This window comes from Rathayibacter sp. PhB127, from assembly GCF_003751665.1.
In the GTDB taxonomy this organism is placed as follows: domain Bacteria; phylum Actinomycetota; class Actinomycetes; order Actinomycetales; family Microbacteriaceae; genus Rathayibacter; species Rathayibacter festucae.
Window position 1 is genome coordinate 2,119,429 of the sequence record NZ_RKHW01000001.1, and the last position, 20,654, is coordinate 2,140,082.

Sequence of the window (20,654 nt, forward strand, 5' to 3'; positions counted from 1 at the left end):
CGGCGTGACGCGGCGGAGCGCCCCCTGGCTCTTCGTCGTCGCCGTCGCCCTGGTCGCGCTGGTCCTCCGCGGCCCGATCGTGGCCGTGGCTCCCGTCATCGACGCGATCCGCGGCGACCTCGCGCTCTCCTCCGGCCAGGCGGGCGTCCTCACCAGCATCCCGGTGCTCTGCTTCGCCCTGGCCACGCCGCTGGCCCTGCTCGTGATCCGCCGGGTCGGGCCGGACGCCGCGGTGACCGTCACCGTGCTCGGCGTCGCCCTCGGCACGATCCTGCGCTCGGCCGGCGACGTGGTCTCCGTCGTCGCCGGCACGATCCTCATCGGCGTCTTCATCACCATCGGCAACGTCGTGGTCCCCGTCGTCATCCGCCGCGACGTCGCACCCGAGCGCGTCGACCTCACGACCGGCGTCTACACCGCCGCGCTCAACATCGGCTCGACCATCACCTCGCTCGGCACCGCGCCGCTCGCCCTCGTCCTCGGCTGGCGCGGCGCACTGCTCGCCTGGCTGGTGCTCAACGCCCTGGCCGTCGCCGGCTGGCTGCTCGCCCGCGGACCCGCCCGCGCCCTCCGCCCCGCCCCGCGCCCGCCGGCCGCGCGCGGACCGCAGGAGCCGGCGCCCCGGATCTGGCGCAGCGCCACCGTGCTCGCGCTCGCGGTCTGCTTCGCCAGCCAGGCCTTCTCCTACTACGGCGTCACCGCCTGGCTGCCCTCGCTCCTGGTCGACCGCAACGGCTTCTCGATCGAGGCGGCCGGAGCGAGCTCCTCCGTCTTCCAGATCGCCGCGATCATCGGCGCGATCGGCGTCCCGCTGGTGGTCCGCCGGCTCCGGCCGCTCGGCAGCATCGTCCTGATCGGCGCGCTCTGGTGCACCGTCCCGCTCGGCCTGCTGCTCGCGCCGTCGCTCTGGGCGCTCTGGTGCCTCCTCGGCGGTGCGGCGCAGGGCGGCGGCATCACCGTCGTCTTCGTCCTGCTCGTGCGCCTCTCCCGCTCCGACCGGCACGCCTCGCGGCTGTCCGCCACCGTGCAGGGCCTCGGCTACGCCGTCGCGGCCACCGCCCCGACCGTGGTCGGCCTCGCGCACGACGTCAGCGGCGGCTGGGACGCCCCGCTGCTGATCGTGCTCACCGCGACCTGCTCCTTCCTGGCCTTCGGGATCCTCGCCGCGAGCCGCCAGGGCCGCAGCGCCTGAGGCACCGTCCGAGGCGCCGGCGCGGGAGCACGGCCCGCGGGCACCGGGTCGACGGCGCTGTCTGAGAGCGCTCCCCCTCCCCGACCGGGCGGCTCGGCGTCAAGGGGCCACCGTTCTCTCGCCCGGGGCAATAGCGTGGCGGCATGGCCGAGAAGAGCACGACCCGCGAGAAGACCGCGCCCGAGCCCGACGACGCGCGCAAGCCCGACGACGTCACCGACATCACCAAGCGCTCCTGGTTCTACGTCCTGAAGAAGACCGGACGCGAGTTCGGCGCCGACCAGTGCACCGACCTCGCCGCCGCCCTCACCTACTACGCCGTCCTGGCGCTGTTCCCGGCGCTGCTCGCCATCGTCTCCGTCCTCGGCCTCTTCGGCCAGGCGCAGGCGACCACGCAGACCGTGCTCGACCTGGTCGGCAACCTGGCCTCCGCCGAGGTCGTCGACGTGCTCCGCGACCCGATCCAGTCGCTGGTGAACTCCCCGGCCGCCGGCGTCGCCTTCGTCACCGGTCTCGTCGGCGCGCTCTGGTCCGCCTCCGGCTACGTCGGCGCCTTCGGCCGCGCGATGAACCGCGTCTACGAGATCGACGAGGGCCGCCCGTTCTGGAAGCTGCGCCCGACCATGCTCGGCGTCACCGTCGTCACCGTGATCCTGATCGTCGTCGCCGCGCTCATCCTGGTGCTGAGCGGCCCGGTCGCCAGCGCCGTCGGCGACGTCGTCGGTCTCGGCCCCGCCGCGCTGTCGGTCTGGAACATCGCCAAGTGGCCGGTGCTGGTGATCATCGCGGTGCTGACCATCGCGATCCTCTACTACTGGGCGCCGAACATCCGCCAGCCGAAGTTCCGCTGGATCAGCGTCGGGTCGATCCTGGCGCTCGCCATCTGGCTGCTCGCCTCGGTCGGCTTCGCGTTCTACGTCGCCAACTTCTCCAACTACAACAAGACCTACGGCTCGCTCGGCGGCGTGATCGTCTTCCTGCTCTGGATCTGGATCACCAACATCGCTCTGCTCTTCGGCGCCGAGTTCGACGCCGAGCTCGAGCGCGGCCGCGAGCTCCAGGCCGGCATCGAGGCGGAGGAGACCATCCAGCTGCCCCCGCGCGACACCGCCGCGAGCGAGAAGAAGGCCGCCGTGCACGAGAAGGACGTCCGCGACGGCCGCTGGCTGCGCCTCTCCAGCGAGAACCGCGGGCAGAAGGGCCCCTCCCAGGACGACAAGGCCGCGAAGGACTCCGAGAGGGCGGCCGCGAAGGACTGACCCGGAAAAGGACGCGGCAGCGGCCCCCATGCTGGTCGAGTAGGCCCGCAGGGGCGTATCGAGACCCACCGTCCTCAGCACACCAGCTCCGCAGACTCCTGACCCGACGCCGGCGGATCTCGATGCGCCCGCTCCGCGGGCTGCTCGATCAGCATGGCCGAGCTCCCGAGTCGCACTCGGCTCAGGACTCGCGCCCCCACAGCTCCCGGTAGTACTGCGCCCGCTCCTCGTCCGGCTCGATCCCGTACTCGCGGAGCAGCAGCGGCGCCCAGCCCTCGCCGTAGTTCCAGCCGAGGCTGACCACCGCGACCGCGAGATCGGCCCAGCGGTCGCCCACGCCGAGATCGCCGACGTCGACGGAGGCGCACCAGCGCCCGTCGACCCCGATCAGGGTGTTCGGCGCGCAGGCGTCCCCGTGCACGACGACGGGCTCGTCCAGCGCCGGAGCCGCGCCGAGCGCCGCGGGCCGCCGGTCGAACCACGAGTCCCCCCGCAGCCCAGCAGGCACGTCGGCGACGGGCAGCGCGTGCACCGCCCGCAGTGCCGCCGCGATCGCCCGCACCGCCTCCTCCGGCCTAGCGACCCACCCCGGATCGACGGCGCTCGTCCCCGGCAGTGGCGCCGTCAGCAGCCACTGCGCCTCGGCGTCCTCCCCGCGCTCGAGGATCCGCGGCACCGGATGCCGTCCGGCGAGCCACTCGAGCCGCGCCGCCTCCCGCCCGAGGTCGACACCGCTCGCCCGCGGATTCCACTTGAGGTACCCGTCCCGCACCCGGAAGGTCAGCCCGTCCAGCTGGTTCCGCCACACCAGCTCCGGCGCGACTCCCCCGTTGAGCGCGATCGCCACCTCGGGCACCCGCACCCCGACCATCGACGTCTGCCTGCTCAAATCCGGCCCGCTCATCCCCCCACCCTCCCGCGAGATGCCACTTGTGCACGCCCTCCTCGGCGTGTCGCGTGCACAAGTGGCATCTCGCGGGACGTGTCAGCGCAGGTAGCGGAGGAGGAGGGTGTCGCCGGCAGCGAGCACGTGAGCCAGGCGCATCTCGCGCGGAGTCGCAGGGCCGCGGGCGATGCGGCCGGCGTCGCCCGACTCGAGGGACGGGCTGATCGTCAGGCACAGCTCGTCGACGACGTCCGCGGCCAGCAGTGTGCCGACGAGGCCCGGGCCACCCTCGCAGTGGATCCGGCCGAGCCCGCGCTCGACGAGTGCCGCGCGCATCCGTCCCGCGTCCAGGGCGTCCTCGCCGCAGACCAGCACGTCCGCGACGTCGGCCAGCTCCGCGCGCCGCCGCTCCGGCGACGCCCCGGTCGTCACCACGATCGGCCGCACCGGCGCCTCGGTGAAGATCCGCGACCCGGGATCGAGGTCCAGCGACCCCGACACGATCGCGAACACCGGATGCGGAGGCAGCCCGGCCGCCGTCCGCGCCGCCGCGGCCTCGTCGCCGAGCACCATCGGCCCGTAGCCCTCGGTCCGCACCGTGCCGGCCGCGACCAGCACCACGTCGGCCAGACGCCGCAGCAGATCGAAGACCCGCAGATCCGCCTCGCCGCCCAGCGCCCCCGAGACGCCCTCGCGGGTCACCGCGCCGTCGATGCTCGACACGAAGTTCACCCGCAGCCATGCCTCGCCCGAGCCGTCCGCGTATGCCGCGAGCAGCTGCTCGTCGTCGAGGTCCCGGGCGGGCGCCGGCCGGAGCCGGTCGATCGCCGTGCTCACGCGCGATCCGCCGTCTCGTCGGCCGCGACGTTGTGCCGCAGATACGCCGGCGCCCGCCAGCCCAGCACCGCCTCGGTCAGCCGCACCGCGTCGACCGCCTGCCGCACATCGTGCATCCGGACGATCCGCGCCCCGTTCAGGATGCAGATCACCGCCGCCGCCAGCGACCCCTCGAGCCGCTCGCCCTGCGGCCGGTCGAGGGTCTCGCCGATGAAGTCCTTGTTCGACACCGCCGCGAGCACCGGCAGCCCGAGGACCGACAGCTCCCCCAGCCGTCGCGTCAGCTCCAGCGTGTGCAGCGTGTTCTTGTTCAGGTCGTGCCCGGGATCGACGATCAGCCGGTCGTCGGGGATCCCCGCCGCCCGCGCCCGGTCGACGCGCACGCGGAGGTGCTCGATCACCTCCGCCACGACGTCCTCGTACTGCGGCGCCGCCGGCTCGCTGCGCGGCGCACCGACACTGTGGGTGACGACGAGCTGGGCGGAGGAGTCCGCGAGCACCGCGAGCATCCCGGGATCGTGCAGCCCGCTGGTGTCGTTGACGACGGAGGCGCCCTCGGCGATGCTCGCCCGCGCCACCTCGGCGCGGGTCGTGTCGACGGAGATCACCACGTCGCTGCGCCGGTGGATGGCCGCGACCACCGGCACCACCCGATCCAGCTCCTCATGGAGCGAGACGGCGGGCCCGCGGCCGAACGGCACGCCGCCGATGTCGACCCAGTCGGCGCCCTGCTCGGCGGCCCGCACCGCGGCCTCGACGGCCCGGTCGAGCGCGAAGGTGGAGCCCTTGTCGTAGAAGGAGTCGGGCGTGCGGTTCACGACCGCCATCACCGCGACCTCCCGCTCGAAGTCGAACCCGCGTCCGCCGATCGTGCGCCTCATCGTCCGTCGTCCCTCCGGCTGCCCGCGCCGAGCGAGCGTCGGCGCGATCACCCTAGACGAGCCGCATCGGCGACGGCTGCGGCGGCAGCAGCGGCGTCGCTGCGGCGTCCTCGAGCAGCACCTGGAAGAGCAGGTGGTCCTGCCACTCCCCCGCGATCCTCAGGTAGCGCCGGGCCACTCCGATCCGCTCGAAGCCGTTGCGCTCGAGCACCGTCTGCGAGCCGACGTTGTGCAGCAGCGTGCCCGCCTGCACCCGGTGCAGCCGCAGCTCGTCACGGGCGAGGCCGAGGGTCGCGCCGACCGCGTGGGTCATCACCCCGCGGCCCTCGAGCTCGCCGTCGACCCAGTAGCCGAGGTCCGCGCTGTCGAAGGCGCCGCGCACCACGTTCGAGAGCGTCACCCGCCCGACGAGCTGGTCGCCGCGCTCGAGCACCAGCGGGAGCAGCGCCCCGGATCGGTGCCCGTGCAGCGCGTCGGTGATCGCGTCGGTCTGCCCGCCGGCCTCGAAGAACCGCGCCGACCGCAGCGGCTCCCAGGGCGCGAGGCGGCGCCGGTTGCGGCGGTACGCCTCGGCGAGCGCGGGACCGTCCTCGCGGACGATCAGGCGGAGGACGGTGCCGTGGCCGACGGCGATCGAGGCTGACACCCTGCGAGGCTAGACCGAGCGGACCCGCCGACGCACGTGGTCCTCGACGATCCGCCCCGTTAACGCACGAACCCCCGGCCGGAGCCGGGGGTGTCGTCGTGGTGGGCGATACTGGGATCGAACCAGTGACCTCTTCCGTGTCAGGGAAGCGCGCTACCGCTGCGCCAATCGCCCGCTGCTCCCGGAGGAGCGCCTCGCTCGGTGAACGATCGAGGTGGATACGGGATTCGAACCCGTGTATACGGCTTTGCAGGCCGCTGCCTCGCCTCTCGGCCAATCCACCGTGTACGGGATTCGGTGTCGGCGGCCCCTCGGAGCGTGAGCTCCTCGGGCCGACCAGGTGAAACACCGACCCGGGGGCCGGTTCTTCGAGCGGATGACGAGATTCGAACTCGCGACCCTCACCTTGGCAAGGTGATGCGCTACCACTGCGCCACATCCGCATGATGTGTGTGTTGCCACACGGTCTTGCTGCCACTTGCTTTTCTTGCCTGTCTCCCCGGCGCTTTCGCTGCCCGGCTCGACCTAGAAGACTGTATCCGAACGCCGCGCGAACTTCCAAATCGACGGCGGCCCGATTCGCGCACCGCGACGCCGGACCCGCGTCTTTCCGCGCGAAACCGCCCCGCAATCCGCTGTTCACCCGGGCGTGGCGCGCCGTTCCCGGTGCAGCGGAGCGCCGCGGATCCGCTACGATCGTTTCTCGGGTCGTCCACAAGACGGCCGTCAGGGCGATTGGCGCAGTTGGTAGCGCGCTTCCTTCACACGGAAGAGGTCATCGGTTCGAGTCCGGTATCGCCCACCACCAGAACCCCCGGTCCGCCGGGGGTTCTCGCATTTCCGGCGATGTCCATCACCAAGCGTGCGGCGGCCGTGCCAGAGACGCCGTGCCCGTGCCGCTGACGCCGTGCCAGAGGACGCGACTGGAATCGCGAGTTCGCTGCGCTCCGGCCTAGCCTGATCCCATGAGTGCGGCGGAGGATGCGAACCGGCCCCTGGTCCTGCGGGAGCTTCCGACCGTCGAGGTCGCCGGCCTCACAGTCGTTCCGGACGGCGATGCCGCAGCACTGGTCGAGCGTCTGATCGCCCGAGAAGCCGATCTTCTCGGACGTTTCGCCGCCGAGTGACCCTCTCTGGGACCCTGCTCCTGCCATCAGTGGCCCGCGCGGTACCGATATCGCCGATATTCGCATGATGGCGCGGTGCGTCGAGCCGATCGATCGCGTCGAGCTACGATCGCAGTCGGCGAGGTCAACTCTGCAGACCGGAGTCGTGATCGATTCGGTTTCTTGCGTGGCGACTCGGCTCTCATCGCTCTGAAGATCCACCCCGCGGAGGCACTCTCGTGATGGGTCGCTCCCACGCCGTCTCCGGCGCGCTCGCCTGGTCCGTCGTCACGACCGTCCCGGCCCTCGCCGCACCGCTCGGTCTCGCCGGCCTCCCGCTCGACCTCCGGCTGGTCGGCCTCGGCGTCGCCGCCGGCTGGGCGCTCGTCCCGGACGCCGACCACGCCCGGGCGACGATCTCGCGCTCGGCACCCGGCGCGTCCCTCCTCACCGCGACCGCCGGCCGCATCAGCGGCGGCCACCGGCACGGGATGCACTCCCTGCTCGCCGTCGCCGTCGTCTGGTACCTGGTCCCGCTCCTGGTCGCCCTACGCTTCCCCGTGCCGCTGGTCGGCCCGGTCTCGCTGGCCGCCGTGCTCACCCTGCCGGCGATCGCCTTCGCCGCGAAGGCGGTCAGGGCGGCGCCCTCCTGGCCGATCGCCTGGGCCGGAGCGCTCGTCGTGACCGTCCTCCTGGTCACCCTCGCCGACGGCACCTGGGCCTGGCTGCAGGTCGCCGCGACCCTCGGCTACCTCGTGCACGTCGCCGGCGACGCCCTCACCACCGAGGGGATCAACTGGCTCTGGCCGCTGCGGATCCGCTCTCCGCGCTGGGTGCGCCGCACGCCCGTGCTGCGGCGGCTCTGGACGTCCGGCGGCTACGCCGCGATCCCCGTGCTCGGCTCGGCCGGCTCCTGGCGCGAGACGATCCTCTACTGGCTGATGTCGGCCGCCACGATCGTGCTGACGGCCTGGCTGCTCGCCGAGGAGCTCCTCTGACCCCGGGCGGGAGCCCTCAGTACACCGCCCCCGGGTTCATGATCCCCAGCGGATCGAACACCGCCTTGATCCCGCGCTGCAGCGCCATCGAGTCCTCGCCGAGCTCCTCCGCGAGCCAGCGCCGCTTCAGCAGCCCCACCCCGTGCTCGCCCGTGAGAGTGCCGCCGAGCGCGAGCGCCGTGCGGAACAGCTCGCCCGCGGCCGCCCAGACCTCCTCGCCGACCCCGTCGGACCCTGCTGGCACGACGAAGTTCGGGTGCAGGTTGCCGTCGCCCGCGTGGGCCACGGTCGGGATGCTCAGCCCGGTGCGCTCCTCGATCCCGCGGATCGCGGCGAACATCGCGGGCAGCGCCGAGCGCGGCACGCAGACGTCCTCGATCAGCACCTCGCCCTCGGCCTCGAGCGCGGGATGGAAGGCCCGCCGCACCGCGAGCAGCGCCTCACCCGCCACCGGGTCGTCCGTCGACTCGGCGTCCCCGCCGGCCCCGGTGACGATCGCGAGGATCCGGCGCGCCTCGTCTTCCGCTCCCCCGCCGTCCGTCTGCACGAGCAGGTAGGCGGCGCCGCGGTCGAGCGGCGCGCCCGTGTAGCGGCCGATCGCGGCGAGCGCCCCCTCGTCCATCAGCTCCATCACCGCCGGTCGGAGGCGCGCGGCGGTGATCGCGGCGGAGGCGGCCGCCGCGGCCACGACGCTCGGGAAGTACGCGCCGACGGTGACCACGCGGCCCGCGGGGATCGGCCGCAGCTTCACCGTCGCCTCGACGATCACGCCGAGCGTCCCCTCCGAGCCGGTGAGCAGCGCCGTGAGGTCGTAGCCGGCGACGCCCTTCACGCTGCGCCGCCCGGTCCGCACCAGGCGCCCGTCGGCCAGCACGACGGCCAGACCGAGCACCGCTTCGCGGGTGACCCCGTACTTCGCGCAGAGCAGCCCGCCCGCGTTGGTGGCGATGTTGCCGCCGATGCTCGAGATCGCCTTGCTCGCCGGATCGGGCGAGAAGATCAGCCCGTCCGCGGCGACCGCGTCGGACAGCGCCTGATTGAGCACGCCCGGCTCCACGACCGCGAGCTCGTCCTCGAGCGAGATCTCGAGGATGCGGTCCATGGCCGCCGTCGAGAGGACGATCGCGCCGTCCCGGCCAACGGCGCCCGCCGCGAGCCCCGTCCCCGCGCCGCGCGGGACGACCGGCACCCGGTGCTCGGTGGCGAGCCGGAGCGTCGCCTGCACGTCGGCGACCGAGCGCGCGCGGACCAGGGCGAGCGCGCGACCGCCGGCGGTCCAACCGGACTTGTCGGTGTGCGCGGACTCGAAGTCCGGCCCCTCGGTCGTCACCGCGTCGCCGAGCTCCTCGCGCAGCCTCCGGAGGACGAGCGCACGGCCGGTCGTCCCGGTGCTCGTTCCGATGCCGGTCCCCGTGCGGACGGTCTCGGCGCGGCTGGTCTCGGTGCTGCTGGTCTCGGTGCTGCTGGTCTCGGTGCTGCTCATGCGGGTCACTCCGGGCGGATCGCGGGTCGGCCCCTCGATCCTTCCACGGCGGCCCGGGCAGGCGGCAGGATGGGCGGATGAGCGCAGCGATGACGGGACCCACGAGCGCGGGGATCCTCCTGCACCGGCTGCGTGACGGCGAGCGCGAGGTGTTCCTCGGCCGGATGGGCGGACCGCTGTGGACGCGCCGCCCGCGGGCCTGGTCGATCCCCAAGGGCCTGCACACGCCCGAGGAGGCACCGCTCGACGCCGCCCGGCGCGAGTTCGAGGAGGAGATCGGCGTCGCCGCCCCGGACCTCGACTACGCGCTCCTCGGCGCCTACCGCCAGCGCTCCGGGAAGACCGTCACCGTCTTCGCCGCCGAGTGCGCCGACGAGATCGCCTTCGTCGCGAGCAACACCTTCGAGCTCGAGTGGCCGCGCGGCTCCGGAGTGCTCCGCGCCTACCCGGAGATCGAGCGCGCGGAGTGGCTGGCGCTCGAGCGCGCCCGCGAGGAGATCACCGCCGGCCAGGTGCCCGCCCTCGACGATCTCGAGCGGGCTCTGACCGCCGCGGACCGATCGGCGGCCCGGCGCCCGGAAGCGCGGGACTCCGCTCAGTAGTCGAGGACGTCCAGCGGGATCGCCAGGTCGTCGTCGGTCGCCATCGGCACGGGCCGTCCGAGCCGGCGAGCGCGGTCGGCCAGGTCCGCGACCAGCGCCTCGTCGACGATCTCCGCGGCGTCCTCGGGCTCGTCCTCGACCAGCATCTGGCTCGACGGCCCGAGCAGCAGCCGGGCCGTCAGCACGCCCTCGCCGCGCCGGACGGGGATCTCCACCGTGGCGGCGGTCGCCGTCGAGGCGAGCATCCGGGCGTACTCGAGCACCGCGTCCGCGATGTCGTCCCCGGTGAGGACGCTCCCCTCGGCGTAGTGGATGCGTCGCACGGCGGACTCCTTCAGTCGGCGGAGCGGCCGGCTGCAGGAGAGCCCGGCCGGCTCCCTCCCCAGGGTGGCACGCGCTCCCCGGCGCGCAGGCGGATCGGCGGACATCCGCCGGGGGCTTTACTTCCCGGCCCCGCCCTCGCCGTGCCCGCGGTCGTCGGCCGCCGAGTAGACCCGCAGCGCCAGCGGCACGATCCGGACCCTCGCCTCGTGGAAGCCCTCCGGCTCGCCGTCGAACACCTCGCTCTCGCCGTCGTGCGCCCACTCCGGGTCCACGCCGGCCGGTCGCCGCGCGCCGACCGCGACGCCCGCGGTGCTGGCCGACTCGACCACCGGCGCGCGCCAGCCGGGCACCCGCCCGACCACCGGCGTCGCGCCCCGCCCGAGCGCCAGCGACACCGCGCCGCGGGTCCGGGGCGTCCGGCCCGAGTGCAGCACGCGGATGTCGAGCTGCCCGTCGTCCAGGCGCCGGCGGGCGAGCGGCGTCGCGGTGCGCGGGTGCTCCCGGTTCACCCCGACGAAGTACGACCAGACCAGCTCCGTCCGCCCGTCGCGCCGCAGCTCGAACGGATCGGTCGAGCGCACCACCTCGAAGGCGGCGAGGACCGCGGCGAGCGGCTTGCCGATCACCTTCTCGCGCTTCTCCCGCGCGGCCACGAACTCCGGGTACAGCCCGATCGAGACGGTGTTCAGCACCGTGACCGGCTCGGCGTCCCCGGCCGTCACCTCGGCCACGTCGACGTCGCGGCGCTCGCCGTGCGCCGCCGCGTCGAGCGCGTCCTGGATCGTCACCAGGCCCAGCGCCTTGGCGAAGTGGTTCATCGTCCCGCCCGGCAGCACCAGGAGCGTCATCCCCTCGGCCCGCGCGAGCCCCGCGCCGACCGCCATCGTCCCGTCGCCGCCGTAGACGCCCAGCACCTCGGGCGGAGCGTCGCCGGCGCGCGCCGAGCGCACCACGTCGCCGAGGTCCTCGCCCTCGGCCAGCCGGTGCACCCGCGCCGCGGGGAAGCGCTGCAGGATCAGCGGCTCCGGATCCGGCCGGTGCGAGTCGCGCCCGGCGCTCGGGTTGAGCACCACCAGCAGGCCGGCACCGTCGCCGAGCGGACGCACGTCGACCGGCGGCCGGCTCGTCCGCTCCGAGACGGGGACGTGCCGCGGGCGCGCCGGCACCAGCACCTTCCCGAGGCCCGCGACGGCCGCGCCGAGCGCCGCTCCGCCGACCACGTCGGAGAGCCAGTGCACCCCGACGTGCAGGCGCGAGAAGGCCACGGCCGCGGCGAGCGGCGCGACGGCCAGTCCCACCCGCGGGTTCTCGAGCGCGACCCCGGCGGCGAAGGCGGCGGCACTCGCCGCGTGGCCGGAGGGGAAGCTCGGCGAAGTGGGCACGCGGGCGAGCCGCCGCCCCACCGGTACGTCCACCACGAGCGGCCGGACGCCGCCGAAGAGCTGCTTGCCGACGAGGTTCGCCGCGGCGCTCGCGACGGCCAGCGAGGCCGCGCCGCGCGCCGCCTCCCGGGGCCGGCCGGCCAGCAGCAGCAGCGCCCCGAGCCCGAACCAGAGCACCCCGTGATCGGCGGCGCGCGAGAGCCCGACCAGCGCTCCGTCCACGAGCGGCACCGGACGGCGCGCGTTGAGCTTCCGGGCGGCGCGGGCATCGGCCCGGCGCACGGCGCGCGGCACCGCGAGGACGCGCCGCAGCAGGACGGACGGGGGCCGGGTTCCACGCAGAGGCATGCCTCCAGGGTAGGAGGCGCCTTCCGCGACTCCCTGAGCCCTGGACGGCTAGACCTCGCCGAACCCCGACGCGACCAGGTCGGCGAGCCGCCCCACGGCCTCCTCCGCCTCGGCACCGGTCGCCGAGATCGCGACCTCGTCGCCGCGATCGAGCCCGAGCGACATCACACCGAGCAGGCTCGTCGCGTCCTTGCCGTTCACGTCGATCCGGGCGTCGAAGCGGGTGGCGAGGGTGACGAAGTCGGCCGCCGGCCGGGCGTGCAGCCCGTTCGGGTTGATCAGCCGCACCGTCCGCCGCACGCTCGCCGACTCGGCGGGCGCCGCGGGCGACTCGGCGAGGAGCGCACCCCGCGCCGACTCCGCCGCCGCGACCACGTCCGCCAGCGCGGCACCGGTGCCCGCCGCCACGGCCGCCGCCACCGCGCCCTCCACGAGCGGCGCGTCCGCGATCCGGACCCGCTCCCGCGCCTCGTCGTCCAGGAACTCCACCGCGGTCTCCGCTGTCATGATCGCCGAGCCGAGGTCGCAGAGCACCACGGCGCCCTCGCCGGAGTCGGCCTCGGCCAGCGCCGCGGTGATCCGCTCGAAGCTCGTCCCGATCCCGCCGTCGTCCGTGCCGCCCGCGGCGATCAGCGCGACGTCGGGCGCCATCTGCGCCGCCAGCTCCACGAGTCCCTCGGCCAGTCGCGCGCTGTGCGAGACGAGGACGAGCCCGACGCTCACGCCGCCGCCTCGGCCGCGGCGCGCAGCAGCAGGACGCTCGACACGCTGCCCGGATCGCGGTGCCCGACGGCCCGCTCGCCCAGGTAGCTCGCCCGGCCCTTCCGCGCGACGAGCGGGTCGGTCGACTCCGCTCCGCCCTGTGCCGCGTCCGCTGCCGCGGCGAGCACGGCGGCCGCCGAGGAGCCGTCGGCCGAGGCGGCCTGCGCGGCCTCGACCGCCGGCGTCCACGCGTCCACCATCGTCTTGTCGCCGACCTCGGCCTTGCCGCGCAGCACGATCCCGTCGCGCGCCGCCGCGAGCAGCGCCGCGACCGCGGCACCGTCGAGCGACTCCTGCCCGGTGACCGCGCCGGACGCCTTGAGGAACGCGGTGCCGAACAGCGGCCCGGAGGCTCCGCCCACCGTCGAGATCAGCGTGGTCGCCACCAGCTTGAGCACCTCGGCCGGAGTCGCGAGCTCGGCAGCCGCGTCGAGCTTCGCCACCACGGCCTGGAAGCCGCGGTCCATGTTCTCGCCGTGGTCGCCGTCGCCGATCGCGCGGTCGAGTGTGATCAGCTCCACCCGGTGCTCCGAGACCGCCTGCGCCGCGGCCCGGATCCAGGCCACCGCCCACGCCGCGTCGAGCTCCTGCGCTCCCTGTCCGTCCTGCATCGATCCGTCCTCTTTCCCTGTGTCGCCTCTGCGACCGTCGTGTCGTCGTGCGGTCGTGTCGTCGTGTGCGCGCCGCTGTCCCGGCCGGGCGCCCGCCCTCTGCTCGACGCCTCTCAGCGTCCCCAGCGCAGCGCGGCGGTCTGCACCGGTGCGTCCCAGAGCTCCGTCAGCGCGTCGTCCAGCTTCAGCAGCGTGATCGAGACGCCCTGCATCTCCAGCGAGGTGACGTAGCTGCCGACCAGGCTGCGCCGCACCGTCACGCCCTTCTCGGCCAGCACCTCCGCGGCACGCCGGTAGACGAGGTAGAGCTCGACCTGCGGGGTGCCGCCCAGTCCGTTGACGAAGAGGAGGACGTCGTCGCCGGAGGAGAAGGGCAGGTCCTCGAGGATCGGCGCGAGCAGGCGGTCGACGATCCGGTCGGCCGGCTCGAGCGGGATCCGCTCGCGGCCGGGCTCGCCGTGAATGCCGATGCCGATCTCGATCTCGTCCTCGGCCAGCTCGAAGCTCGGCTCCCCCGCGTGCGGCACCGTGCAGGGCCGCAGCGCGACGCCCATCGAGCGGACGTTCGCGACGACCGTCTCGGCGATCGCCGCCACCTCGTCCAGCGAGTCGCCGCGCTCGGCCGCCGCTCCGGCGATCTTCTCCACCATCACCGTCCCGGCCACGCCGCGGCGCCCCGCCGTGTAGAGGGAGTCCTTCACCGCCACGTCGTCGTCGACGATCACCGAGCGGACCTCCACGTCGTCGGCGAGGGCCAGGTCGGCCGCCGTCTCGAAGTTGAGCACGTCGCCGGTGTAGTTCTTCACGATGTGCAGGACGCCCGCACCGCCGTCGACCGCCTTCGTGGCGGCGACGATCGGATCGGGAGTGGGCGAGGTGAACACCGGCCCGGGCACCGCGGCGTCGAGCATGCCGACGCCGACGAAGCCGGCGTGCAGGGGCTCGTGCCCGCTGCCGCCGCCGCTGACGATGCCGACCTTCCCCTGCCGAGGAGCGTCGACGCGCACCACGAACAGCGGATCGGGCTCGACCCGCACCAGGTCGGCGTGCGCGAGGCCGAATCCGGCCACGGACTCCGCGACGACGTTCTTCGGGTCGTTGATGAGCTTCTTCATCGAGGTCTCCTCCAGGGCGCTCCGCTCCGTCGCGGACAGCGGCTCCACGTTACGCCCGCCGTCCCGGCTCGCGCAGGCCCGGCCGCGCGGCTCAGGCGCCGCGCCGGGTCTCCTCGACCCACTGGTCCAGCTTCGCCGTCGCGGCACCCGAGTCGACCGCCTGCGCGGCGCGGTCGAGCGCCGAGCGGAGGCGGTCGAGGATCGCCGTCCGGATCAGCCCCGGGTCGCGCGCCAGATCGAACGCGATCAGTCCCGCCGCCGCGTTCAGCAGCACGATGTCCCGCACCGGCCCCTCCTCGCCGGCCAGGACCGAGCGGACGACCTGCGCGTTGTAGGCGGCGTCGCGCCCGCGGAGCTGGTCGATGCTCGCGCGGCGCAGGCCGAGGTCGCGCGGGTCGAGGTCGTGCTCGACGACCGAGCCGCGCGATACCTCCCAGATGTGGCTGTGACCGGTGGTCGTCAGCTCGTCGAGCCCGTCGTCGCCGCGAAAGACCAGCGCGGTCGCGCCGCGGGTCTGGAACACCCCGACGAAGAGCGGGACCCGGTCCAGGTGCGCGACCCCGACGGCGGACGCCTCCGGCCGCGCCGGGTTGCAGAGCGGCCCGAGGAAGTTGAAGACGGTCGGCACGCCGAGCTCGGCCCGCACAGGACCCGCGTGGCGGAAGCCGGGGTGGAACATCGCGGCGAAGACGAAGGCGATCCCCGTCCGGCGGAACACCTCGGCCACCCGGTCGGCGGAGAGCGTCAGATCGACGCCGAGCGCCGCGAGCACGTCCGAGGAGCCCGAGGAGGAGGACGCCGCACGGTTCCCGTGCTTGACGACCGGCGTGCCCGCGGCCGCCGCGATGATCGACGCGGTGGAGGAGATGTTGACCGTGCCGAAGCGGTCCCCGCCGGTCCCGACGATGTCGAGGGCCATCGGATCCACGTCCAGCGGCACCGCGTGCTCGAGGATCGCGTCGCGGAAGCCGACGATCTCGTCGACCGTCTCGCCCTTCGCGCGCAGCGCGATCAGCAGACCCGCGAGCTGCGCCGGCGTGGCCTCGCCCTGCATCACCCGCTCCATGGCCCAGGTCGCCTCCGACACCGAGAGATCGGAGGAGTCGAGGAGGGAGCCGAGAATGAGCGGCCAGGACAGGGTTTCCGACATGGCTCTCAGATTATGCGACTACGAAGGCCCCACGGGAAGTGCGAGTTCCCCCCCTTGCGATCGTCCATAATGGTCTGTGTGACGAGCACCTCTCTCTCCCCCACGGCCACCGTGCCCGCAGTGAACCGACCCAACCCGGTCGCGGTCGGAACGATCGTCTGGCTGGGCAGCGAGGTCATGTTCTTCGCGGGCCTGTTCGCGATCTACTTCACCCTCCGCAGCACCTCACCGGAGCTGTGGTCGGCCGAGACCAGCATCCTGAACGTCCCCTACGCGAGCGTGAACACGGTGATCCTGGTCGCCTCGTCGTTCACCTGCCAGTTCGGCGTCTTCGCCGCGGAGCGCCTGCAGCCGCGCTCCACCGGGCTCAGCCCGTTCAAGTGGGGCATGGTCGAGTGGTTCTTCCTCACCTACGCCCTCGGCGCGGTCTTCGTCTGCGGTCAGGTCCTCGAGTACGCGACCCTCGTCTCCGAGGGCGTCACGCTCTCGAGCAACGCCTACGGCTCCGCGTTCTACCTCACCACCGGCTTCCACGCCCTGCACGTGACCGGCGGGCTCATCGCCTTCCTCCTCGTCATCGGCCGCGCCTTCGCCGTCAAGAACTTCGGCCACAAGGAGGCGACCAGCGCGATCGTCGTGTCCTACTACTGGCACTTCGTCGACGTCGTCTGGGTCGGCCTCTTCGTCGTCATCTACTTCCTGAAGTGAGGCCAGCCGCCTCCATGCCCCACCACACTCCCGAACCCCGCAGGAAGGTTGCCTCGATGGCCTCCCCGAAGACGAAGAGCCGCGCCAAGAAGGGTCGCCGTCACCCCCTGGCCACGCTGGCCCTGATCGCGATCGGCCTCGGCCTCACCGGCGGCACCTACGCGGCCGTCGGCGTCGCGACCTCCGCCTCCGCGGAGACCTCGGCCACCAGCCAGCAGACGATCGACGAGGGCTCGAAGCTCTTCGCCGCCAACTGCGCCACCTGCCACGGCCTCGACGCCGCGGGCACCGACAACGCCCCGTCGCTGATCGGCGTCGGCGCCGCCTCGGTCGACTTCCAGGTCGGCACCGGCCGCATGCCGATGCAGATGCACGGCCCGCAGGCCCTCGAGAAGCCGGTGCAGTTCACCGACGACCAGGTCGCCGAGCTGGCGGCCTACGTCGCCTCGCTGGCGCCCGGCCCCGCCATCCCCACCGGCGAGGTCCTCGACGCCCAGGGCGACTCGGCCAACGGCGCCGAGCTCTTCCGGATCAACTGCGCGATGTGCCACAACGTCGCCGGCGCCGGCGGCGCGCTGACCGAAGGCAAGTTCGCTCCCCCGCTGGGCGGCGTCACCGAGGCGCACATCTACGAGGCGATGGTCACCGGCCCGCAGAACATGCCGGTGTTCAACGACCTCAACATCTCGCCGGAAGACAAGCGCGACATCATCTCCTACCTCAAGTACATCGAGGCCAACCCCTCCCCGGGCGGATTCGCCCTGGGCTCCCTCGGCCCCGTCGCCGAAGGCCTCTTCCTCTGGATCTTCGGACTCGGTTCCATCGTCGCCCTGACGGTGTGGATCACCGCACGATCCAACTAGCAGACACCGGCGCCCTGGCGGGCGCTCGACCCCCACGACGCCGAGCGGCGTCGACACGGCGTGAAAAGGAGAACCATGGCAGAGCACGATGAGGGTGGCACCGACCTCGCCACCTCGTCGGCCACCGGGCACGGGAGTGCTCCGGCCGGCACCGCGGTCGTGACGCGGGACCGCGTCCAGGACCCGGGCCTCCCGCCGCACCGCCCCCGGATGACCGACGTCGACCCCAAGGTCGCGAAGCGGGCCGAGCGCACGGTCTACACGCTCTTCTACCTCTCCTTCGCGGGCTCGATCTTCGCGGTGGCCGCCTACATGGCGTTCCCGATCACGGAGAGCATCGAGTCGGTCCGGCTGAACACACTGTTCATCGGCCTCGGCATGTCGCTGGCACTCCTGGGCATCGGCATCGCCGCCGTCCACTGGGGCAAGCAGCTGATGTCCGACCACGAGGGCATCGACATCCGTCACCCCGTCCGCAGCGCCGAGGACACCCGTGCCCGCGCGCTCGAGATCTTCGACCAGTCCGACAAGGAGTCCGGCTTCGGCCGGCGCTCGCTGATCCGCAACAGCCTCATCGGCTCGCTGATCGTCTTCCCGCTGCCCGCCGTGATCCTGTTCCGCGGCCTCGGACCGCAGGATCAGAACCCCGTCGCCCTCCTCAAGACCACGATGTGGCGCGAGGGCACGCGGCTCACCCTGGACCCCTCCGGAGCGCCGATCCTCGCATCGGACGTCACGCTGGGCTCCGCCTTCCACGTCATCCCCGAGGGACTCGACGAGGTCGAGGGCAAGCTGGAGGAGAAGGCCAAGGCCGCCGTCCTCCTGATGCGCCTGAAGCCCGAGGACCTGACCGTCAGCGAGGGTCGCGAGACCTGGAACTACGACGGCATCGTCGCCTACTCCAAGATCTGCACGCACGTCGGCTGCCCCGTGGCGCTGTACGAGCAGCAGACCCACCACCTCCTGTGCCCGTGCCACCAGTCGCAGTTCGACATCAAGCGCGAGGCCGAGGTCATCTTCGGTCCTGCGAAGCGCCCGCTTCCGCAGCTCCCCATCACCATCGACGCCGACGGATACCTGGTCGCCCGCAGCGACTTCACGGAGCCGGTCGGACCATCCTTCTGGGAGCGATGACACACATGTCCACCACCACACCTTCCCGCCCCGCGGCATCGCCCGCGGAGCCCGGCGACGGCGTCATCCTCGGCAGCGGCAAGCTGCAGAAGGGATACGTCGGCAAGGCCTCCAACTACATCGACGAGCGCACGAGCATCTCGGCGGTCGTCAAGGAGTTCGGCCGCAAGATCTTCCCGGACCACTGGTCGTTCCTCCTCGGCGAGGTCGCGCTCTACAGCTTCGTGATCATCCTGCTCTCGGGCACCTTCCTCACGTTCTTCTTCCAGGCCTCCATGGTCGAGACGCACTACGAGGGCAGCTACCTGCCGCTCAAGGGCATCGAGATGTCCGCGGCGATGGCCTCGTCGCTCGACATCTCGTTCGACATCCGCGGCGGCCTGCTGATGCGCCAGATCCACCACTGGGCGGCCCTGCTGTTCGTGGCCTCGATCGGCCTGCACATGCTCCGCATCTTCTTCACCGGTGCGTTCCGCAAGCCGCGCGAGATCAACTGGGTCATCGGCTTCGTCCTCTTCATCCTCGCGATGGCCGAGGGCTTCACCGGCTACTCCCTGCCGGACGACCTGCTCTCGGGCAACGGCCTCCGCATCATCGACGGCATGGTCAAGGGCATCCCGATCGTCGGCACCTGGGTCTCGTTCCTCCTCTTCGGCGGCGAGTTCCCCGGCACCGACATCGTCGGCCGCCTCTACACCCTGCACATCCTGCTGCTGCCTGCACTGGTGCTCGCGTTCATCGCCCTGCACCTCGTGTTCGTGGTCGTCCACAAGCACACCCAGTTCCCCGGTGCGGGCAAGACCGAGCAGAACGTGGTCGGCTACCCGGTGCTCCCGGTCTACGCCGCGAAGGCCGGTGGATTCTTCTTCATCGTCTTCGGTGTCGTCGTCCTCATCGCCTCGCTGTTCACGATCAACCCGATCTGGAACTACGGCCCGTACGACCCCTCCCCCGTCTCGGCCGGCACCCAGCCCGACTGGTACATCGGCTTCGCCGACGGTGCCCTGCGTCTGGTCCCGCCGGGACTCGAGTGGGCGATCCCGGGCCTCGGCACGATCTCGTTCAACATCCTCCTGCCGCTCTCCGTGGTCGGCCTGTTCATCGTCGTCGTCCTGCTCTACCCGTTCCTCGAGGCCTGGATCACCGGTGACAAGCGCGAGCACCACCTGCTCGACCGCCCGCGCAACGCCGCCACCCGCACCGCGATCGGTGCCGCCGGAGTCACGTTCTACGCCGTCCTCTGGGCTGCGGCGTCCTCCGACATCATCGCGACGCACTTCCACCTCACGATGGAGGGCGTCATCCACGCCCTGCAGTTCCTCCTCTTCGCCGGTCCGGTCATCGCGTACTTCGTCACGAAGCGCATCTGCCTGGCCCTGCAGAAGAAGGACCGCGAGATCGCCCTGCACGGCTTCGAGTCCGGCCGCATCGTCCGCCTCCCCGGCGGCGAGTTCATCGAGGTGCACCAGCAGCTCGACGCGTACGAGCGCTGGAAGCTGGTCGGCCAGGAGGAGTACGAGCCCCTCATGATCCGCCCGGACTCCCGCGGCCGCATCACCGCCCCGGAGCGCGTGCGCGCCGGCCTCTCCCGCTGGTTCTTCGAGGACCGGATCACCCCCGTCACCCAGAAGGAGCTCGAGAGCTCGCACAGCGAGCACTGACCCCCCTCCCCCGAAGGGCCCGGACGCACAGCGTCCGGGCCCTTCGTCGTCCCCTGTTCGACCCTCCCTCACAGAGCGCACCACTGACCGAGCGGCACCCCCGCACAGCAGAGCCCGCCCCCTCATGCTGATCGAGCAGCCCGCGCAGCACCGTCAAAACAAGAGTCTGCAGACCCGCTCTCCTGAGGACGGCGGGTCTCGATAAGCCCCTCTGGCGCTGCTCGACCAGCAAGGACAGCACGGCCGCCCTCATGCTGATCGAGCAGCCCGCGCAGCGGGCGTATCGAGATCCACCGGCGTCGGAACGGGAGTCTGCAGACCCGCCCCGCTGGGGACCGCTGGTCTCGATACGCCCCTGCGGGGCTACTCGACCAGCAGGGAGAAAGCACGGCTCCTCCCCCACGCCATGAGTGGACGACGCGGCACCACCTCCCGAGACGCCGCACAGCGGCTCGGACGGCTCCCGCCGGGCCGGCCCCCTGCTGCCCGAGTAGCGACCGCAGGTCGCGTATCGAGCGGAGGTGGGCGCCTTCGGCGCCGTCGGAGGGCGGGGAAGAGAGACCGACGTCCTTGCGGTGGGCGGGTCTCGATACGCCCCTGCAGGGCTACTCGACCAGCATGTCTGCGCGCGTCTCCTCCAAGTAGATCCACCCACGCCAGAAGACGCAGAAGGGGCCGGGTCTCGACGCCGCTGCGGGGCTGCTGA

20 protein-coding genes and 4 tRNA genes are annotated in these 20,654 nt (G+C 72.6%); 10 read left to right on the forward strand and 14 right to left on the reverse strand.

Annotated elements, in window-relative coordinates; all coding sequences use genetic code 11:
- Positions 1-4: 4 nt before the first annotated feature.
- Together EDF22_RS10125 and EDF22_RS10130 are read left to right on the forward strand one after the other, a co-directional pair.
- Positions 5-1,192, forward strand: a complete 1,188-nt coding sequence (locus EDF22_RS10125; protein WP_260303372.1) for a CynX/NimT family MFS transporter — start codon at positions 5-7, stop codon at positions 1,190-1,192.
- A 143-nt stretch (positions 1,193-1,335) separates the two neighbouring features.
- The gene (locus tag EDF22_RS10130) at positions 1,336-2,451 is read left to right on the forward strand and encodes a YihY/virulence factor BrkB family protein (RefSeq protein ID WP_123704492.1); all 1,116 of its coding nucleotides are present in this window, start codon (positions 1,336-1,338) and stop codon (positions 2,449-2,451) included.
- 181 nt (positions 2,452-2,632) lie between these two features.
- On the opposite strand, the gene EDF22_RS10135 is transcribed toward EDF22_RS10130, so the two are convergent.
- From EDF22_RS10135 to EDF22_RS10165, 7 genes are all read right to left on the reverse strand, one after another.
- The gene (locus EDF22_RS10135) at positions 2,633-3,355 is read right to left on the reverse strand and encodes an aminoglycoside 3'-phosphotransferase (protein WP_221180901.1); all 723 of its coding nucleotides are present in this window, start codon (positions 3,353-3,355) and stop codon (positions 2,633-2,635) included.
- An 81-nt stretch (positions 3,356-3,436) separates the two neighbouring features.
- Positions 3,437-4,174, reverse strand: a complete 738-nt coding sequence (locus EDF22_RS10140; RefSeq protein WP_123704496.1) for a pyrimidine reductase family protein — start codon at positions 4,172-4,174, stop codon at positions 3,437-3,439.
- Entirely contained in the window at positions 4,171-5,055 is an 885-nt protein-coding gene (gene folP, locus EDF22_RS10145; RefSeq protein ID WP_123704498.1) for a dihydropteroate synthase, read from the reverse strand. Before folP ends, EDF22_RS10140 begins: the two co-directional genes overlap by 4 nt.
- 52 nt (positions 5,056-5,107) lie before the next feature.
- A complete protein-coding gene (locus EDF22_RS10150; RefSeq protein ID WP_123704500.1) occupies positions 5,108-5,701 on the reverse strand; it encodes a GNAT family N-acetyltransferase in 594 nt (197 codons plus the stop codon).
- 99 nt (positions 5,702-5,800) lie between these two features.
- Positions 5,801-5,875 (reverse strand) — tRNA-Val (locus tag EDF22_RS10155).
- Positions 5,876-5,913: 38 nt separating this feature from the next.
- Positions 5,914-5,984: transfer RNA gene (locus EDF22_RS10160), tRNA-Cys, on the reverse strand.
- Between the two features lie 88 nt (positions 5,985-6,072).
- Positions 6,073-6,144, reverse strand: a tRNA-Gly gene (locus tag EDF22_RS10165).
- Positions 6,145-6,430: 286 nt separating this feature from the next.
- Between EDF22_RS10165 and EDF22_RS10170 the strand changes: the two genes are divergently transcribed.
- The 3 genes from EDF22_RS10170 (at position 6,431) to EDF22_RS10175 (ending at position 7,805) form a co-directional block, all read left to right on the forward strand.
- Positions 6,431-6,506, forward strand: a tRNA-Val gene (locus EDF22_RS10170).
- Between the two features lie 160 nt (positions 6,507-6,666).
- Entirely contained in the window at positions 6,667-6,828 is a 162-nt protein-coding gene (locus tag EDF22_RS20795; protein ID WP_166674098.1) for a hypothetical protein, read from the forward strand.
- Positions 6,829-7,049: 221 nt separating this feature from the next.
- Positions 7,050-7,805, forward strand: coding sequence for a metal-dependent hydrolase (locus EDF22_RS10175; RefSeq protein ID WP_123704502.1), 756 nt, complete (start codon positions 7,050-7,052; stop codon positions 7,803-7,805).
- Between the two features lie 16 nt (positions 7,806-7,821).
- Here EDF22_RS10175 and EDF22_RS10180 read toward each other — a convergent pair whose 3' ends face one another.
- Entirely contained in the window at positions 7,822-9,288 is a 1,467-nt protein-coding gene (locus EDF22_RS10180) for an FAD-binding oxidoreductase (RefSeq protein ID WP_123704883.1), read from the reverse strand.
- 77 nt (positions 9,289-9,365) lie between these two features.
- On the opposite strand from EDF22_RS10180, the gene EDF22_RS10185 reads away from it, so the two are divergent.
- The gene (locus EDF22_RS10185) at positions 9,366-9,890 is read left to right on the forward strand and encodes an NUDIX domain-containing protein (RefSeq protein ID WP_260303374.1); all 525 of its coding nucleotides are present in this window, start codon (positions 9,366-9,368) and stop codon (positions 9,888-9,890) included.
- Here the strand turns inward: EDF22_RS10185 and EDF22_RS10190 are convergent.
- From EDF22_RS10190 to trpD, 6 genes are all read right to left on the reverse strand, one after another.
- A complete protein-coding gene (locus tag EDF22_RS10190) occupies positions 9,884-10,213 on the reverse strand; it encodes a hypothetical protein (protein WP_123446162.1) in 330 nt (109 codons plus the stop codon). The genes EDF22_RS10185 and EDF22_RS10190 overlap by 7 nt on opposite strands.
- Positions 10,214-10,330: 117 nt before the next feature.
- Entirely contained in the window at positions 10,331-11,944 is a 1,614-nt protein-coding gene (locus EDF22_RS10195) for a bifunctional phosphatase PAP2/diacylglycerol kinase family protein (RefSeq protein WP_123704503.1), read from the reverse strand.
- Positions 11,945-11,992: 48 nt separating this feature from the next.
- Positions 11,993-12,667 (reverse strand): dihydroxyacetone kinase phosphoryl donor subunit DhaM, encoded by a 675-nt coding sequence (gene dhaM, locus EDF22_RS10200; protein WP_123704506.1) that lies wholly within the window; start codon positions 12,665-12,667, stop codon positions 11,993-11,995.
- The gene (gene dhaL, locus EDF22_RS10205) at positions 12,664-13,317 is read right to left on the reverse strand and encodes a dihydroxyacetone kinase subunit DhaL (RefSeq protein ID WP_123704508.1); all 654 of its coding nucleotides are present in this window, start codon (positions 13,315-13,317) and stop codon (positions 12,664-12,666) included. Before dhaL ends, dhaM begins: the two co-directional genes overlap by 4 nt.
- A 113-nt stretch (positions 13,318-13,430) precedes the next feature.
- Positions 13,431-14,432 carry a dihydroxyacetone kinase subunit DhaK gene (gene dhaK / locus EDF22_RS10210; protein ID WP_123704887.1) on the reverse strand — a complete coding sequence of 334 codons (1,002 nt, stop codon included), beginning with the start codon at positions 14,430-14,432 and terminating at the stop codon, positions 13,431-13,433.
- A 91-nt stretch (positions 14,433-14,523) separates the two neighbouring features.
- Positions 14,524-15,582, reverse strand: a complete 1,059-nt coding sequence (gene trpD, locus EDF22_RS10215; protein WP_123446159.1) for an anthranilate phosphoribosyltransferase — start codon at positions 15,580-15,582, stop codon at positions 14,524-14,526.
- 69 nt (positions 15,583-15,651) lie between these two features.
- On the opposite strand from trpD, the gene EDF22_RS10220 reads away from it, so the two are divergent.
- The 4 genes from EDF22_RS10220 to EDF22_RS10235 all read left to right on the forward strand — a co-directional run bounded on the left by EDF22_RS10220 (position 15,652) and on the right by EDF22_RS10235 (position 19,948).
- Positions 15,652-16,290 (forward strand): heme-copper oxidase subunit III, encoded by a 639-nt coding sequence (locus tag EDF22_RS10220; protein ID WP_123446158.1) that lies wholly within the window; start codon positions 15,652-15,654, stop codon positions 16,288-16,290.
- 56 nt (positions 16,291-16,346) lie between these two features.
- Positions 16,347-17,153 carry a c-type cytochrome gene (locus EDF22_RS10225; RefSeq protein ID WP_123446157.1) on the forward strand — a complete coding sequence of 269 codons (807 nt, stop codon included), beginning with the start codon at positions 16,347-16,349 and terminating at the stop codon, positions 17,151-17,153.
- 75 nt (positions 17,154-17,228) lie between these two features.
- Positions 17,229-18,287 (forward strand): ubiquinol-cytochrome c reductase iron-sulfur subunit, encoded by a 1,059-nt coding sequence (locus EDF22_RS10230; RefSeq protein WP_123446156.1) that lies wholly within the window; start codon positions 17,229-17,231, stop codon positions 18,285-18,287.
- A 5-nt stretch (positions 18,288-18,292) separates the two neighbouring features.
- Entirely contained in the window at positions 18,293-19,948 is a 1,656-nt protein-coding gene (locus EDF22_RS10235) for a ubiquinol-cytochrome c reductase cytochrome b subunit (protein ID WP_123704510.1), read from the forward strand.
- Positions 19,949-20,654: the final 706 nt, after the last annotated feature.